A 15,409-nucleotide genomic window follows, 5' to 3' on the forward strand; every position below is an offset into this window, starting at 1 on the left:
TGAGCCGCCATGCTCACGCCCCTCCAACTCCCCTTCGTCCTGGAACACTTCGCCGTGGCCGTCTCCGCCATCAGCGGCGTGCTCGCGGCCCGGGGCAAGCGGGTGGATTTATTTGGCGTGCTCGTCCTCGCCGTCGTCACCGCTTTTGGCGGCGGCACCGTCCGGGATGTGCTGCTGGGCGATCAACCCATCTTCTGGGTCCGGCAGCCCGCCTATCTTTATAACGCCGTGCTCACAGCCCTGAGCATGTTTCTCCTGGTCCGCTACCGCGACCTCTCGGGCACCGGCCTCCTGGTGGCGGATGCCTTCGCGCTCGCCTTATTTTCCATCGTGGGCGCGCACAAGGCCATGGTGTTCAATACCCCACCGCTGGCCGCCACCGCCATGGGCGTCGTCACCGGTGTGGCTGGCGGCATGTTGCGCGATGTGCTGCTCATGGAAATCCCCCTCGTCTTCCGCCGCGAAATCTATTTCTACGCCACCGCCTCCCTCGCCGGCGCCGGACTTTATGTGGCCTTGGAACAATGGTGGCCAGGCGCCTCCCGCAACCTCCTTGTCGGCGTGGCCTTTACCCTCGTATTGCGCCTCCTCAGCCTCAAATACAAGCTCGCCCTGCCGGAATTGCCCGGCCACAAGTAAGCGTTAAGCGGCATCCCTGCGCCGCGCACCTCCCAGGCCAACCTGCCCCCCCCACGCGCCCCGCTCAGCCGCGCGTGCTGAATTTGAAAACGGTGGTGGATTTCCTCACCTGCCCCGCCCGCAAAATCGGACTGGGAAAATGCGGTTTGTTGATGGAATCCGGAAAGTGCTGGGTCTCCAGGCAGAAACCCTGATATTGCTGATACACCGCGCCCCCTTTGCCCGGCTGGTTGCTCATGTGATTGGCCGTGTAAAGCTGCACGCCCGGCTCGGTGGTCCACATCTCCATGACCCGCCCGCTCTTGGGCTCCACCACCCGCGCCCCCAGCGCAGGCGTGATCCCATCCGATTTCAGCACAAAATTATGGTCATAACCCCGCGTGCGCGCCAGCTCCTTGATCCGGGCGCCAATCGGCGTCGGTTGCGTAAAATCCAGCGGCGTGCCCTTCACAAAAAGGATCTCCCCCGTGGGAATCAACCCCTCATCCGCAGGCGTGTAAAAATCTGCCAACAGTTGCAACTCATGCCCCAGCACGTCCCCGCTGTCGTGCCCCCCCAGGTTGAAGTAACTGTGATTGGTGAGGTTGACGATCGTGTCCTTGTCCGAAGTGCTCTCGTAATCAATCCGCAGCTCGTTCTCCACCGTCAACGCATAGGTCACCGTCACCTGCAGGTTGCCGGGATACCCCTCCTCGCCGTCCGGGCTGCGGTAGCGCAAACGCACGCCAGCGGCCGAGGCTGAGGAAAACGGCTCCGCCTGCCACACCTGTTTATCGAAACCACGCCGCCCGCCGTGAATATGATTTTTGCCATTGTTGGCCGCCAGTTTATACACCTGGCCGTTAAGCACAAATTGCGCCCCGCCAATGCGATTCGCAAATCGCCCTACCGTGGCCCCAAACAACGGATGCCCCTTCACATACGGCCCCAGTTGATCAAATCCCAACACCACATCCCGGCTTTGCCCCTGCCGATCCGGCACATGCAGCTCCACCAATATCGCCCCATAGGTCATCACTTTTGCCGTCAGCCCGCGCCCATTGCGCAGGGTGAAAAGCTCAATCACCGTCCCGTCGGCCATCTTGCCAAATTCACTTCGCTCCACCACGGGAGCCGCGGCGGCGCCCCACGCCCCGCCCGTCATGGCCACCCCCACCAATAACCAGCGTGGTACAAAGTTTTGCATCATGCCCCCAGCCTACGCCCCGCCCCCTGTCTTGACAACCGGTTTGTGGCCGCCAGAATGGCCCCGTATGAAACGCTCCTCCATCTCTCGCCGCCAGTTCCTGCGCCACTCCGCCGCCGCTTCTGCCGCCCTCGCCCTGCCCACCCTCATCCCCCGCCACGTCCTGGGCGCTGAGGGACAGCCCGGCGCCAATGAACGCATCAACATCGGTTTTATCGGCATCGGCCGCCAGGCCACCGGCCTGCTCTCCGGCGCCTTGCGCAGCAAAACCGCCCGCATCGGCGCGTTTGCCGATGTCAATCTCAGCCGCGCCCAGAAAAATGCCTCCGCTCTGGGCGCCACCGCCTATCAGGATTACCGCCATCTGCTCGACCAGAAGGACATTGATGCCGTGGTCACCGCCACCCCGGAACATTGGCGCATCCTCATCGTCCTCCACGCCTGCCAGGCCGGCAAGGATTTGTACGTGGAAAAACCGCTCTCCCTCACCGTCAAAGAAGGCCGCTGGATGGTCACGGCTGCCCGCAAATACAAGCGCATCATTCAGGTGGGCAGCCAGCAACGCTCCGACCCCCTCGATGTCGCCGCCTGCGAATTCGTCCGCAGTGGTGGCCTGGGCAAAATCACCAAAGTGGTGGCCTCCAATTATCCCAGCCCCTGGGAATACAACCTGCCCCCGGAACCCGTCCCGGAGGGATTGGATTGGAATATGTGGTGCGGCCCGGCGCCGCTGGTGCCTTTCAGTCAGTCCCTCTACGTCCCCCGCGAAGTTGGCCAGCCCGGTTCTCCAGGTTGGGCCGCCCCCGGTTGGCTCTCCTTCCGCCCTCATTCAGGCGGCGAAGTCACCGGCTGGGGTTCTCATGGCTTTGACATGATTCAATACGCCCTCGGCATGGATGACAGCGGCCCGGTCGAAATCTGGCCCGTGGGCAAAAAATTTGAGGCCCCCACCTACGACAAACCGGAAAGCAAGGCGCGGGGCGATAAAATCACCAGCGAGCCCCTCGTCTATTTCAAATACGCCAACGGCGTGGTGGTGGAACCCGGCAACGCCCCCGGCTTCGGCTGTGTGGTCCATGGCGAAAAAGGCTGGCTCCGCATTGACCGCGGCCGGCTGGACTCCCAACCGGAAGACATCTACGAAAAGCTCATGCGGGAACGCCCCAAAATCCCCGGCCACATCGAAAACTGGCTCCAGTGCATCAAGTCCCGCAAATTGCCCACCGCGGATGTCGAAATCGGCCATCGCTCGGCCACCGTGTGTCACCTCGTCAACATCTGCCGCTGGACCGGCCGCAAACTGCGCTGGGACCCCGTCAAAGAAATTTTCCCTGACGACCCGGAGGCCAATCAACACCTGGACCGCGAGCGCCGCAAGGGATTTGAAGTGCCGGCGGTCATCTGACCTCTCCGCCAGCGCTTCAAGGCCTGCTCACCAGTGCTTTGTTTCGCCTGCAAGGTAATTGGGTATTTTTTTATGAAAAGCATCTTCCCTCTGACGCTGTCCCTCCTGGCAGTTTTCCTGGCCGCCCCAACCCTTTCACTGCCGGCGGCCACGCCACCCCCGCCCCAAGCCCGCCTGGGCATGAATCTTAATGGCCCGGCAGACTGGAACACGGAACTTCCTTTCGTGGACGTATCGCGCCTCGCCCGGCCCTGGATCAGCCAGAAAAAAGGACAGCCCTGGGGCAAAGGCCCGCCACTGGCCCTCGACCCGCTCGGTTACGTCACCCGTCTGGAACCCGACTGTTTCGCCGAAACCTTGATGTGCACCATCGAAGGCGGCCATTATCCTTCAGGCGAATACACCCTCCTCTACGAAGGCGAGGGCCAGTTCGACTTCAACAACGGCACCGTCCTCTCCCGCCAGCCCGGCCGCATCGTCTTCAAGGTGGATGCCTCGCGCGGCGCCTTTTTCCTGCGCCTCACCCAGATCAATCCGGCCAACTACCCCCGCAACATTCGGGTCCTCATGCCCGGCTTTGAAAAGAACTACCGCGAGCAACTGTTTCATCCCGCCTTCCTCCGGCGTTGGCAGGGCATCGCCTGTTTCCGATTCATGGACTGGCAGGAAACCAACAACTCCAAACAACATAAATGGGCCGATCGCCCCAAACCGGAGGAATTCACCTGGAGCCGCGCCGGCGTGCCCGTGGAAGTCATGGTGGACTTGTGCAACCGCTTGCAGGCCGACGCCTGGTTCTGCATGCCCCATCTGGCCGATGACGAATACGTGCGCGAATTCGCCCGGCTGGTCCAAGCCCGCCTCCACCCCCGCGCCCGCGTGTACGTGGAGCTTTCCAACGAGCTGTGGAACAGCATGTTTCAGCAATCCCGCTGGGCTGGCGAGGAAGGCCGCAAACTGGGCTTTGCCGAAAAACCGTGGGAGGCCGGCTGGCGCTTCACCGCCCATCGCTCCGTCCAAATCTTCAAGATCTGGGAGGAAATCTTTGGGGGACGCAACCGCCTAATCAGAGTCCTGGCTTCCCAGGCGGCCAACCCCTATGTCTCCGAGCGCATCGTCGAGTGGCAGGAAGCCTTCAAACACGCCGACGCCCTCGCCATTGCCCCCTACCTCAGTTGCAACATCCCCAAAGAAGGCAAGGAGCTTAACGAAGCCATGGTCGCCACCTGGCACGTGGAACAGGCCCTGGACTATCTGGAAAACAAAGCCCTGCCCGAATCCATCCGATGGATCCAGGGTAACAAGAAAATTGCGGATAAATACGGCCTGAAACTCATCGCCTACGAAGCCGGACAACACATGGTTGGCCTGGGCGATGTCGTGAACAATGACCAAATCACCAAACTCCTCCATGCAGCCAACCGCCACCCCCGCATGGGCCAGATTTATGAAAAATATTATGCCGCCTGGCAAAAGGAAGGCGGCGACCTGCTCTGCTATTTCGCCTCCGTCGGCCGCTGGAGCAAGTGGGGAAGCTGGGGGATCATGGAGTATTACGACGAAAACCCCGCTCTATCCCCCAAATTCATGGCCACCATGCGCTGGGCCAAGGCCTTGGGACAGCCGATCAACCTGCCCTGAACCGCCCCTTCCCCGCTCCTCTCCATTGCGCCATCCAGCTCCGCCTGGCGTTCTCCTCAACCAGCCAAAATGCCCGGCCCAGTCTCCCGGAGCAGCAATCCTTGTGCCGTTTTTTCTAAATCTGCTTGTGCATCCGTCAGGGCGCGGTACATTACCGGTGAATGGCGCAAGGTTTGCATCTGACTCAGTCGTTGAAGCAAACGCTGGTGCTGGCGCCCCAAATGCAACAGTCACTGGCGTTGTTGCAAGCCCCTATTCTTGAGCTTAAAGCGCTGGTCGAAAAGGAGTTGCAGCAAAACCCCGTCCTCGAGGAATTACCCCCCTCAGCCTCCGATACCCAGGAAAAAACTGAAGCCGACCCCGGCGAAATCCCCGCCAGCCGTTTGGACCCAGCCGAGCCTCCCCCGGACGTCACCTACGACCCCGCCACCGAACGGGAATCCAAAGCCCCCGTGGACGATTTCCAGGCGGAGTTCGAGCGGCTGGCCCAACTGGACCAGGAATGGCGCGACCACTTCAGCCAGACCCAGACCCCCCTCCGCAGCCGCGAAGAAGATGAGGAAAAACGGGCTTATATGTTTGAAAGCCTCACCAACGGCGTCTCCCTCCAGGAAGACCTGTTGGAGCAAATGCGCCTCTCCGACCTGACCCCCGAACAGCGCCCCATCGCCGAGCTTATCATCGGCAACATTGATGAAAATGGCTACCTCAAGGCTTCAGTGGACGAACTCTCCTTCTCCACCAACGTTCCCAGGGAGCAAATTGAAGCCGTCCTGAAGGTCATTCAAAGCTTCCACCCCCCCGGCGTCGGAGCGCGCGATTTGCGCGAATGTCTCCTCCTGCAGTTGGAGCGCGCCGGACGCCAGGATTCCCTGGAATACAAAATCATCCAAAACCACATGGATGAACTGGGCCGCCGCCGCTTTCCCGAAATCGCCCGGGCGCTCAACGTCCAGGTCGCCGAGGTGCAGGAAGCCGCCCGCCGCATCGCCAATCTCGACCCCCGTCCCGGCCGGGCCATCTCCGCCGAACCGGATGTGTACATCGTCCCGGAAGTCTTTGTCACCAAAAGCGGCGATGACTACGTGGTCACCCTCAATGACGAGCACATCCCGCGTCTGCGCATTAGCAACCAATACAAGGACCTGATGGCCCAGCCCAACAGCGATGACGAGGTCCGCGATTACATCCGCAACAAAATCCAGGCCGGCAAATTCCTCATCAAAAGCATCCACCAGCGCCAGCAAACCATCCTCAACATCGCCAAAGAAATCGTGAAGCGCCAGCGCGACTTCATGGAAAAAGGCGTCTCCGCCCTCAAACCCATGACCATGGCCCAGGTGGCGGAGGCCGTGGGCGTCCATGAAACCACGGTCAGCCGCGCCGTCTCCGGCAAATACATGCAGACCCCCCAGGGTGTCTTCGAAATGCGCTATTTCTTCACCAGCGGTCTGCAAACCACCAACGGCGACGGCGTCTCCAATGCCACCGTCAAGGAAATGATCGCCGAGCTTTTCCGCAACGAATCTCCCAAATACCCCCTGAGTGACGAGGAGGTCGTCCGCCTGCTCAAAGAAAAGGGCATCGTCATCGCCCGCCGCACCGTGGCCAAATACCGCGCCGAGCTGGGCATCCTGCCCTCCAATTTGCGGAAGGTGTACTGAGGCAATCGCCGGCCTCCAGGCGCCTCACCCCGCCTTCGGCTCCGTCCCCTGCCCCAGCCGTTGCAACCGGTATTTCCCTTCCAGTATCCTTTGCCACCACGGCTCGTTCTCCAAATACCATTGCACCGTTTGCCGAAACCCCGATTCACGATCCTGCCGCGGCACCCAGCCCAGCTCCCGCCGAATCTTCGAGGCATCTATGGCATAGCGCATATCATGCCCGGGCCGGTCCGGCACAAACGCTATTTGTTGCGCATACGATTTGCCGCCCCCGGCCGGCCGCAGCTCATCCAAAATCCGGCACAGCAGCCGCACCAAATCCAGATTCCGCATCTCATTATTGCCGCCAATGTTGTACGTCTCCCCCGGACGCCCCCGCTCCACCACTTTCAACAAAGCCTCCGCATGATCCACCACATACAGCCAGTCACGCACATTCTCCCCCCGCCCGTACACCGGTATCGGCTCCCCGCGCAGGGCCTTCAAAATCACCACCGGAATCAGCTTCTCCGGAAACTGGTACGGCCCATAGTTGTTCGAGCAGTTGGTCACCATGACCGGCAGCCCGTAGGTGTGATACCATGCCCGCGCCAGATGATCCGAAGCCGCCTTGCTGGCGCTGTAGGGGGAATGCGGATCGTACGGCGTCGTCTCCGTGAACTGCCCCTCCGCCCCCAGCGACCCATAAACTTCATCCGTCGAAACGTGCAAAAACCTGAATCTTTCCCGCTCCCCCGGCGCCAGACCCTGCCAGTATTCCCGCGCCGCCTGCAACATCACCGCCGTCCCCACCACGTTGGTCTGAATAAAGGCCATCGGCCCGTCAATGCTCCGATCCACATGCGACTCCGCCGCCAAATGCATGATCGCCTGCGGCTTGAACCAGGCCAGCGTCCGCCGCACCATGTCCGCGTCCGCTATGTCCCCCTGCACAAACCGGTACTGCGGATGCCCCGCCACATCCGCCAGCGACTCCAGATTGCCGGCATACGTCAGCTTGTCATAATTCAGCACCGCATGCCCTTGGTGCAGCAGATGCCGCACCAGATTCGAGCCAATAAATCCCGCCCCGCCGGTAACCAGTATGTTCATGTGCCTTGTTTATCCACCCCCAGTATGAACGCCAATCACTTTCTCGCCAAGTCACCATCTCTCCGCAAGCTGGCCGCGGCTCAGAAACACATCCAGGCGCGGCGCCTGCCACGTGTAGGGCTTGGCCAGAATGTCCAGCCGCCCATCCCCGTTCAAATCCGCCATCCGCGCCTCGTGCAAATCAAACCCCCGCAGTAATTCCACCGCCTTGAACGCCCCCTGCCCGTTGCCCAGCAAAATCCACGCCCGCGGCCGGGGATTCTTGCCCAGTTGCATCTCGGCCACAAAAATGTCCAGGTGCTGATCCCCATTAAAATCCACCACCTGCAAGGAATGTGCATCCGTCAGTTCTTCCATTAGCGTTTTGGGCACCCACGTCCCTTTCTGATACTCATACAGCAGCATCGGCCCCTTGCCGTCCCCAATGCACATCACCACTTGCGGACGCGCCCCCGGCTTGAATCGCCCCACGGCGGCGCGCGTGAAGGAATAAGCCGCATCAATCAGGTGCGGCACAAACCCGCCCTTCTCATGCTTGAACCAGCGCCCCGCCCCAACCAGGTCCTGCACGCCGTCGCCGTCCATGTCCGCCGCCGCCAGCCCCTCATGCTCATTCGGCCGGCGCCAGCCGGGATAGCTGCCCCGCGGCTGCATCTCCTCCTCAGGGTACGCATAAATCACCTCCATGGGCCATTCCCCCGCTTGTTCCCGCGGGTGGGGCGGAATCCGCGCCAGCACAAGCTGCCGCGCCCCCTGATTCCAAAACACCAGTTCCACCCGCCCGTCACCGTCAAAGTCCCCAAACAACTGATCATGATGTTTGCTCGCCCCCGAGGCCTTGATGATCCGCCGCCGCCACGGCGTATTGGGATCATGCCGGGGATGCGGATTCTCCCACCACCACACCTCCTTGCTGCCCGCATCCCCCCCAAACACCACATCCGGCGCGCCATCTCCCGAAATGTCATAATATGCGCCCCCCGCCTCCACCCGCAACGGGCCCCCCTCAAGCACATGCCGCGTCCATCCCGTCGCCGTGCGCTTGTACCACACCACCGCCGGCGCCTGCGTCCGCTCCGCAATGACAAAATCATTCAGGCCATCCCCATCAATATCCAGCACCAGCGAGGCCGTCTGCTGATTGCCCCCGTTGGGCGCCGGCAAGTCCCCCCGCGCAGTGGACAAGTGTTGCAACGCCGGATACACCTGGGGCGCCGCTTCTTCCGCAGCGCCAACCTCAGACCAGGCCGCCCCCATCACCACCCACCCAAGGCTCATCGCCGCCACCACATGCCGTAAGGCAGAGGGAAAATAACTCATCGCGAATTGCATAAACGGATTGCTTGTGCGGCAACCTGCCAAAAGCTCCCCTCGCTGGCAAGTAAAACGCGGCCCCGGTTGACCCCGCACCGGGTTATGCCCTGAATAAGACGACTTCAAAAATGGCCGCCGTGAAAAAATCTGCTCGCCGATTCGTCCAACTTCAGGAAAATGAAACGCATGACTTCGATTGTGCTTCACCGGCGCCTGTGGGCTGTCTGGCTGGGCCTGCTTTGCATGGCCACGGCTTTTTCTGTCAAGGGAGCCACCTACCTCTCACCCACCGCCCTGGCGGTATCACCCGACGGCCGCGTGTTGTATGTCGCGGCCCATACCGCCAATCAACTGTTGTTTTTTGATTTGAACCGCAAGGAGGTGACCCGCCGTGTGACCCTGCCCGCCGCGCCCACCGGCCTCGCCCTTTCCAAGGACGGCGCCGAGGCCTATGTCACCTGCGCCGCCCCCGCCGGCTCGCTGGTGACCATCGCCACAGCCAGCGGCAAAATCACCCAAAGCATCCCCGTAGGTTACTCCCCCATGGCCCCCGTCCTGAGCCCCGACGGCCTCACCGTCTATGTCTGCCATCGTTTTCAAAATGAAGTAGCCGCCTTCTCCCTCAAAACCAGGCGGCCCCTCTTTCAAGTGCGCGTGCCCCGCGAGCCTTACGCCGCGGACATCACCCCGGACGGCCGCTGGCTCTATGTCGCCAATCACATGCACGACGGGCGCGCCGATGCCGAAGTGGTGGCGGCCAAGGTAAGCATCATTGACACCACCTCCGGCAAGATGGCCGGCGAAATCACCCTGCCCAACGGCAGCGGCCTGTTGTGCGGCCTCCGTGTCTCGCCCAACGGCCGCTGGGTGGCAGTCACGCACACCCTCGCCCGTTACCATCTCCCCACCACTCAACTGGAACGCGGCTGGATGAACACCAGCGCCATCACCCTCCTGGATGCCTCCACCCGCCAGCCCATCAATACCGTGCTCGTGGACAGCGTGGACAGCGGCGCGGCCAATCCCTACGCCGTGGCCTGGTCCGCCGACAGCGCCACTTTGTACGTCACCCACGCCGGCACCCACGAATTAAGTGTCATTGACGCCGCTGGTCTGCTGAAAAAATTGGCCGCCATGCCCACCGCCATCACCAACGGCCAAACCATTGATTACACCGCCGCCTCCCGCATCGCAGCCGATGTGCCCAATGACCTGTCCTTCCTCGTCGGACTTCGCACGCGCATCAAATTGCACGCCTACGGCCCACGCTCCCTGGCCGTGGTGGGCCGCACCGTTTTTACCGCCAACTACTTCAGCGACAACCTGAGCCTGGTGGACACCACCGCGCCCGTCTGGCGCGCCCAATCCCTCCCCCTGGGGCCGGATCAACCCATGGATGTCTTGCGGCAGGGCGAGTTTTATTTCAACGATGCCACCATCTGTTTTCAGGGCTGGCAAACTTGCGCAAGTTGCCATTCCTTCGACGCCCGCGTGGACGGCCTGAACTGGGATTTGCTCAACGACGGCATCGGCAACCCCAAAAACAGCAAGAGCCTCCTGCTCTCCCATCGCACGCCCCCCGCCATGTCCATGGGCGTGCGCGACACGGCGGAAACCGCCGTCCGGGCCGGCATCCGCCATATCCTCTTCACCGTCCAGCCCGAATCCGTCCCCACCGCCATGGACGAATGGCTCAAGACGCTCAAACCCATGCCCAGTCCCTACCTGGAAAATGGCAAACTGTCCAAGGCGGCCGAGCGCGGACGCAAGCTCTTTCTCAGCTCCCAAACCGGCTGCGCCCAGTGCCATCCGCCCGGCTTGTACACCGACCTGAAGCACTACGACGTGGGCACCCAGGGACCGCTGGACCGCAACGCCGAATTCGACACCCCCACCCTCATCGAGCTATGGCGCACGGCCCCCTATCTGCATGACGGCTCCGCGCGCACCATCCAGGAAGTGCTCACCACCAAAAACCGCCAGGACCGCCACGGCAAAACCTCCCACCTGACCCCGCAACAAATCGAGGACCTCGCCGCCTTCGTCCTGTCGCTCTAACCCCCTAACTGCGGGTCACCTGCAACCCCGTGGCCGAAAGGCTCACCTCCACAAACCGCGCGCGCGGATTGGGAGGCTGCTGCGTGAGCGTGCGGCGGATTGCGCCCGCGGCGGCCTCATCCTTCGCCAGCATCAACAAAAAACCTCCCCCCCCCGCGCCCAACAGTTTGGCGCCCGCCAGATGCTTCTGCAGGCGCGCCAGCAGCCGTTGAATGGGCGGCGGATTGGTGCCCGAGTCCAGCGCCTGATTCAACTGCCAGCTCCGCTCCACGCAAGCCGCCAGCGCCCCGTAATCACAACGTTGAATCGCCTCAAAGGTGGTTTCCGCATTCCGCCCTATCGCGGCCAGCGTCTCCAAATGGGCCGGCGACTTGAGAAATATCTGGCGCACAATCTCCTGCAGGATGTTTTTCGCCAGCCGCGTGATGCCGGTGTAATAAAGCAGGATGCGCCGGTTGAGCACCTCAGCCTGGAACAAATGCTCCGGCAGCCACCGCACCTGAATCTGCTGCCGCAAGCCCGGCACCGTCTGCAACAACTTCACGCCCCGGTAAATCGCTCCCGCCTGGTCCTGCCACCCGCCCCCGGTGGTCAGCAACTGCTCCAGGGCCAGCGTGCGCGCCGCCAGCATGTCCTTGTCCCATCGCAGGCCGCACAAATCATTCAGCGCCGCCAGCAACGTGGCCGCCAATATGCTGCTGGCGCCCAGCCCGGACCCCTTGGGCACCGCCGAAAGCTGCGTGATCTCCAGGCCCCCGCCCAGCCCGCGCAACTGTTTTTGCAAACTCCCCTCACCGCCCTGCGCATGAAAGCGCGGCACAAACCCCGCCAGCGCCAGCGCCCCCCGCGCCAGCGCAAAAGGCGTGTAGGGCGCGCCAAAATCCTCCAGCTCCCGGTAGCTGCGCAACCGCACCTCCTCCCCCAGATCAATCGAGCGCAGCACAATCTCGGGGCGCGCTGTGACCCGCGCAAAAACCTGAATCGGCGGCTGCCCGTTCAAATCCGCCGCCACGTTGACCACCTTTCCTCCAAACTCCAGGCAGTACGGCGGCGTGTCCGTCCAGCCCCCGGCCAGATCCAGCCGCACGGGGCTGCGCGCCCAGACAATCTGATCCTCCTGCACGGTGAATCGCGGCTCCGCTGGCGCCAGTTGCGCCTCCCCCACAATAAGCTCGCGCAGGCGTTCAAACGCCTTGCGCTCCCACGCCTGCCAGCCGCCCTGCCGCCGCCGGCGCCGCTCCACCGCCTGCTGCATGGGCTCGCGCACGGCCTCCAAAAAGGCATAAGTCTCGGGTTGCACGGGCGTTAACTTGCCCCAAGCCGTCCTTCCTGTCGAGTCCGCACCCGGCCTAGTGCGCGGACAAAAGCAGCACAATCCGCGCCCCTAAAATAACCGCTATCAGGAGCAGCAACACCCCGCTCAGATGCTCCATCCACAACAAGGTCTGCTGGGATAAAGTCCGATGCTTGCGCGAGATCGCATACGACAGCCCCACAAACCAGACCAGCGCCCCCACGGCCACCCCCGCCAGACAGGCCAGTTTCTCCTCCCACGTGGGCTCCACCCACTCATGCGCCACAAAACTCGCAGTCAGCGCAATCCACATCAGCAACACCCCGGGATTGCCCAGCACTTGCACAAACCCAATCGCAAACGCCGAATGAGGATGCAGCTTTTGCTCGATCCGGTCAGCCGACGGATTGTGGTCTTCAATGGCCTTGGCCCGCAGGTATTTGAACCCCAGATAAATCATCAGCAGAAAGCTCACCACCTCCAGCACCGCCTTGATCACCCGCTGGCTGAACATCGCCGAAAAGCCCGCAAACGCTATCGCGCAATACACCACCTCCATCACCGTGCTGCCCAGCCCGATCATGATCGCCCATTTGAAACCCTGCCGCGCCCCCTGATTGATGATTGCCACATTAATCGGCCCCGGCACAAAGGAAGCCACAAATCCGGCAATAAACCCCGTCAGCCACGCAATGAAAATATGCGGCACCTCCCCCATGGCCCATCATTTCTGCGCCGCCTCCGACGACCCCTCGTCCTCCTCCTCCTCGATCTCCTCGCGGGTGCGATGCGGCAGCCACGGGCGCACAAATCCATACAGCAAATACAGCGTGAACAGCAGCGGCAACACCCAGTAGAGCACCCGCTCCCGTAAAATCAGCAGACACCCCACAAACAGCGCCGCCACCACCAGCTTGGTAAAATTGCGCTGCGCCCGCAGATTCAGCGATTTGAAGGTGGGATACTTCACCTCGCTCACCATCATGATGGAAAGAAACAACATCAGCACCGGCAGCCCAAAACGCCATAGGCTGTGCTTCACCCGATCCTCCTCCACCCACAGCAGCAGCAGCGTCAACGACGCCACCAGCGCCGCCGCCGCCGGTATGGGAAACCCGACAAATTCCTTGCCGCCGCCCGTGCCCGACATCGCCGTCAGGCAGTTGTAACGCGCCAGCCGCAGCGCCCCACAAATCAAATAAATCGAGGCGATAAACCAGCCCACCTCCGGATGATTGGCAAAAACGTCCTTGAGCACGATGCGATGCACCAAAAACGCCGGCGCCACCCCGAACGAAATCAAATCCGCCAGCGAATCAAACTCGCGGCCAAAGGGACTTTCCGCCCCCCCCCAGCGCGCCACCCGCCCATCCAGCAAATCAAAAATGCAGGCCAACAGAATGAAGGCCAGCGCGGTTTTGATGACCAGGGCAAAGTTTCGCGCCTCGGGATCGGCCTCCACAATCTTCGTCAACGCCACAAAACCGCAGAACAAATTGCCGGCGGTCATCAGGTTGGGCAGAAAATAAATCTTCAAGCCCGTCCCCCCCGGGCCGCCTCCAGCGCTCGCACTGCCGCCCGTCTTCATGACCCTTTCACTACGGTATCCCGCGCCACAATGGTTTCCCCGCCTTTCACCTTGTCCCCCACCTTCACCGTGATGGTGGCCGAAAGCGGCAAATACAACTCACACCGCGAACCAAATTGAACCAGGCTGATCCGATCGCCCCGCGCCAGCACCTCCTGCGGCTGAACAAACGGCACGATCCGCCGGGCCAGCACCCCGGCCACCAGCCGCACCGCCAGCCGCTGCCCGGGCCGCTCCAAATCCTCCAGCGTAATCAGCACATTCTCGTTGTGCTGTGCCGTGGCCGTGCTCATGGCCGCGCTGAACTTCCCGGGCGTATGCACCACCTGATTCACCCGGCACGCCACCGGCGCGTATTGCACATGCACATCCAAGGGCGACAAAAACATCGAAATCCGATGACATCGCCCCCCCAGCCACGGCTCTTCCGTCTCGCCGATGAAATCAATCTTGCCATGCGCCGGGCTGACCACCGCCCCCGGCTCGGAAGGCACCAGCGGGTTGGGATCCCGGAAAAAATAAAAGCAGAATACGGAGAACAACACCCACAGCGCCAGCAACAGGTAGTTGATGGCCTCAATCAGATGCGCCAGGTATTTCGCTATCACACCCACGGCCATGATCCCCGCCACCACCAGCAGGGACCAAAATATCAACTTCAGCGCGGCAACAATGGCTTTGCCTGAATGTTTCATGTGGCCTCCATTTTAACCAGCCCGCCACAAACTAACAGCATAATTTCCATTCGCCAACCGCCGCCGGCCCCTCTAAATTGAGGCGCCATGCAACCCGAAGCCAACTCCGCCCGCTTTTATCTGTGGGGCGCCGATGAGGCGGCCTATGGCCCCGTCGCCCTCGACCAGCTCATCGCCTGGGCCGCCGAGGAACGCCTCCTCCCCGGCTCCTGGCTCTTCGATCGCGAGCGCGGCGAATGGCGCCTGGCGGCCAGCCTCCCCGAGCTGGCCCCCCATCTCGTCATGGACCCCCCGGACCTCGCCCCCGGCCAGACCACCCTGAAAGCCGCCGCCCTCCGCCGCCTCAAGGTCTTTGCTGATTTGTCCGACTCCCAGATCCAACAATTCATCAGCCACATGGAAATGCGCCCCGTCAAACAATGGGACATCGTCGTGCGCGAAGGCGATGTGGGCGACGCCATGTACCTCATCCTCCAGGGCGAGCTGCGCGTGCGGCTCATGGTCCAGGGCCGCGAAAGTCTGCTGGCCACCCTGCAAACCGGTGAGTTCTTCGGGGAAATCTCCCTCTTCGACACCGGCCCGCGCAGCGCCGACGTGGTGGCCAACACCGACAGCCTCCTGCTGAAAATCAGCGCCGCCGCCTTTCACCGCCTCGCCGCGCGCCAGCCGGAACTGGCGGCTCCCTTCCTGCTGGCCGTGGGCAAAACCATGACCGCCCGCCTCCGCGCCACCAACAAGCGCTATCACGATTCCCTCCTGTTCGCGCGCGCCTCCGCCCCCGCCTGACCTCCACCCGGCGCCTCCGCGCTTGCGCCGGCCCGCCTTCGGCGTAA

General features: G+C 62.1%; 13 protein-coding genes. 6 read left to right on the forward strand and 7 right to left on the reverse strand.

What is annotated here, in order from left to right:
• The first annotated feature begins 9 nt into the window (after positions 1–9).
• Positions 10–639: a trimeric intracellular cation channel family protein gene (locus N3J91_14335; GenBank protein ID MCX8157601.1), complete on the forward strand. Its 630-nt coding sequence runs from the start codon at positions 10–12 to the stop codon at positions 637–639.
• Between the two features lie 64 nt (positions 640–703).
• On the opposite strand, the gene N3J91_14340 is transcribed toward N3J91_14335, so the two are convergent.
• Positions 704–1,825 carry a galactose mutarotase gene (locus N3J91_14340; protein MCX8157602.1) on the reverse strand — a complete coding sequence of 374 codons (1,122 nt, stop codon included), beginning with the start codon at positions 1,823–1,825 and terminating at the stop codon, positions 704–706.
• A 67-nt stretch (positions 1,826–1,892) separates the two neighbouring features.
• Between N3J91_14340 and N3J91_14345 the strand changes: the two genes are divergently transcribed.
• From N3J91_14345 to rpoN, 3 genes are all read left to right on the forward strand, one after another.
• The gene (locus tag N3J91_14345; protein ID MCX8157603.1) at positions 1,893–3,230 is read left to right on the forward strand and encodes a Gfo/Idh/MocA family oxidoreductase; all 1,338 of its coding nucleotides are present in this window, start codon (positions 1,893–1,895) and stop codon (positions 3,228–3,230) included.
• A gap of 72 nt (positions 3,231–3,302) precedes the next feature.
• Positions 3,303–4,871: a hypothetical protein gene (locus N3J91_14350; GenBank protein ID MCX8157604.1), complete on the forward strand. Its 1,569-nt coding sequence runs from the start codon at positions 3,303–3,305 to the stop codon at positions 4,869–4,871.
• A gap of 161 nt (positions 4,872–5,032) precedes the next feature.
• Positions 5,033–6,535, forward strand: coding sequence for an RNA polymerase factor sigma-54 (gene rpoN / locus N3J91_14355; GenBank protein ID MCX8157605.1), 1,503 nt, complete (start codon positions 5,033–5,035; stop codon positions 6,533–6,535).
• A gap of 24 nt (positions 6,536–6,559) precedes the next feature.
• Here the strand turns inward: rpoN and rfbB are convergent, their stop codons facing one another.
• A complete protein-coding gene (gene rfbB, locus N3J91_14360; protein ID MCX8157606.1) occupies positions 6,560–7,627 on the reverse strand; it encodes a dTDP-glucose 4,6-dehydratase in 1,068 nt (355 codons plus the stop codon).
• Positions 7,628–7,678: 51 nt separating this feature from the next.
• Positions 7,679–8,959 carry a VCBS repeat-containing protein gene (locus tag N3J91_14365; protein MCX8157607.1) on the reverse strand — a complete coding sequence of 427 codons (1,281 nt, stop codon included), beginning with the start codon at positions 8,957–8,959 and terminating at the stop codon, positions 7,679–7,681.
• A 159-nt stretch (positions 8,960–9,118) separates the two neighbouring features.
• Here N3J91_14365 and N3J91_14370 point away from each other — a divergent pair, with 159 nt between their 5' ends.
• A complete protein-coding gene (locus N3J91_14370; protein ID MCX8157608.1) occupies positions 9,119–10,999 on the forward strand; it encodes a c-type cytochrome in 1,881 nt (626 codons plus the stop codon).
• A gap of 4 nt (positions 11,000–11,003) precedes the next feature.
• On the opposite strand, the gene N3J91_14375 is transcribed toward N3J91_14370, so the two are convergent.
• The 4 genes from N3J91_14375 to N3J91_14390 are packed head-to-tail and all read right to left on the reverse strand — an operon-like array spanning position 11,004 to position 14,576.
• Positions 11,004–12,299: a hypothetical protein gene (locus N3J91_14375; protein ID MCX8157609.1), complete on the reverse strand. Its 1,296-nt coding sequence runs from the start codon at positions 12,297–12,299 to the stop codon at positions 11,004–11,006.
• Between the two features lie 49 nt (positions 12,300–12,348).
• Positions 12,349–13,011: a LysE family transporter gene (locus tag N3J91_14380; protein MCX8157610.1), complete on the reverse strand. Its 663-nt coding sequence runs from the start codon at positions 13,009–13,011 to the stop codon at positions 12,349–12,351.
• A gap of 6 nt (positions 13,012–13,017) precedes the next feature.
• A complete protein-coding gene (pssA, locus tag N3J91_14385; GenBank protein ID MCX8157611.1) occupies positions 13,018–13,881 on the reverse strand; it encodes a CDP-diacylglycerol--serine O-phosphatidyltransferase in 864 nt (287 codons plus the stop codon).
• On the reverse strand, positions 13,878–14,576 hold the full coding sequence (locus N3J91_14390; protein ID MCX8157612.1) for a phosphatidylserine decarboxylase: 699 nt from the start codon (positions 14,574–14,576) through the stop codon (positions 13,878–13,880). The genes pssA and N3J91_14390 overlap by 4 nt, the downstream gene beginning before the upstream one ends.
• An 87-nt stretch (positions 14,577–14,663) precedes the next feature.
• Here N3J91_14390 and N3J91_14395 point away from each other — a divergent pair, with 87 nt between their 5' ends.
• Positions 14,664–15,362, forward strand: a complete 699-nt coding sequence (locus tag N3J91_14395) for a cyclic nucleotide-binding domain-containing protein (GenBank protein MCX8157613.1) — start codon at positions 14,664–14,666, stop codon at positions 15,360–15,362.
• Positions 15,363–15,409: the final 47 nt, after the last annotated feature.

Source organism: Verrucomicrobiia bacterium (assembly GCA_026414565.1).
Classification (GTDB): domain Bacteria; phylum Verrucomicrobiota; class Verrucomicrobiia; order Limisphaerales; family Fontisphaeraceae; genus Fontisphaera.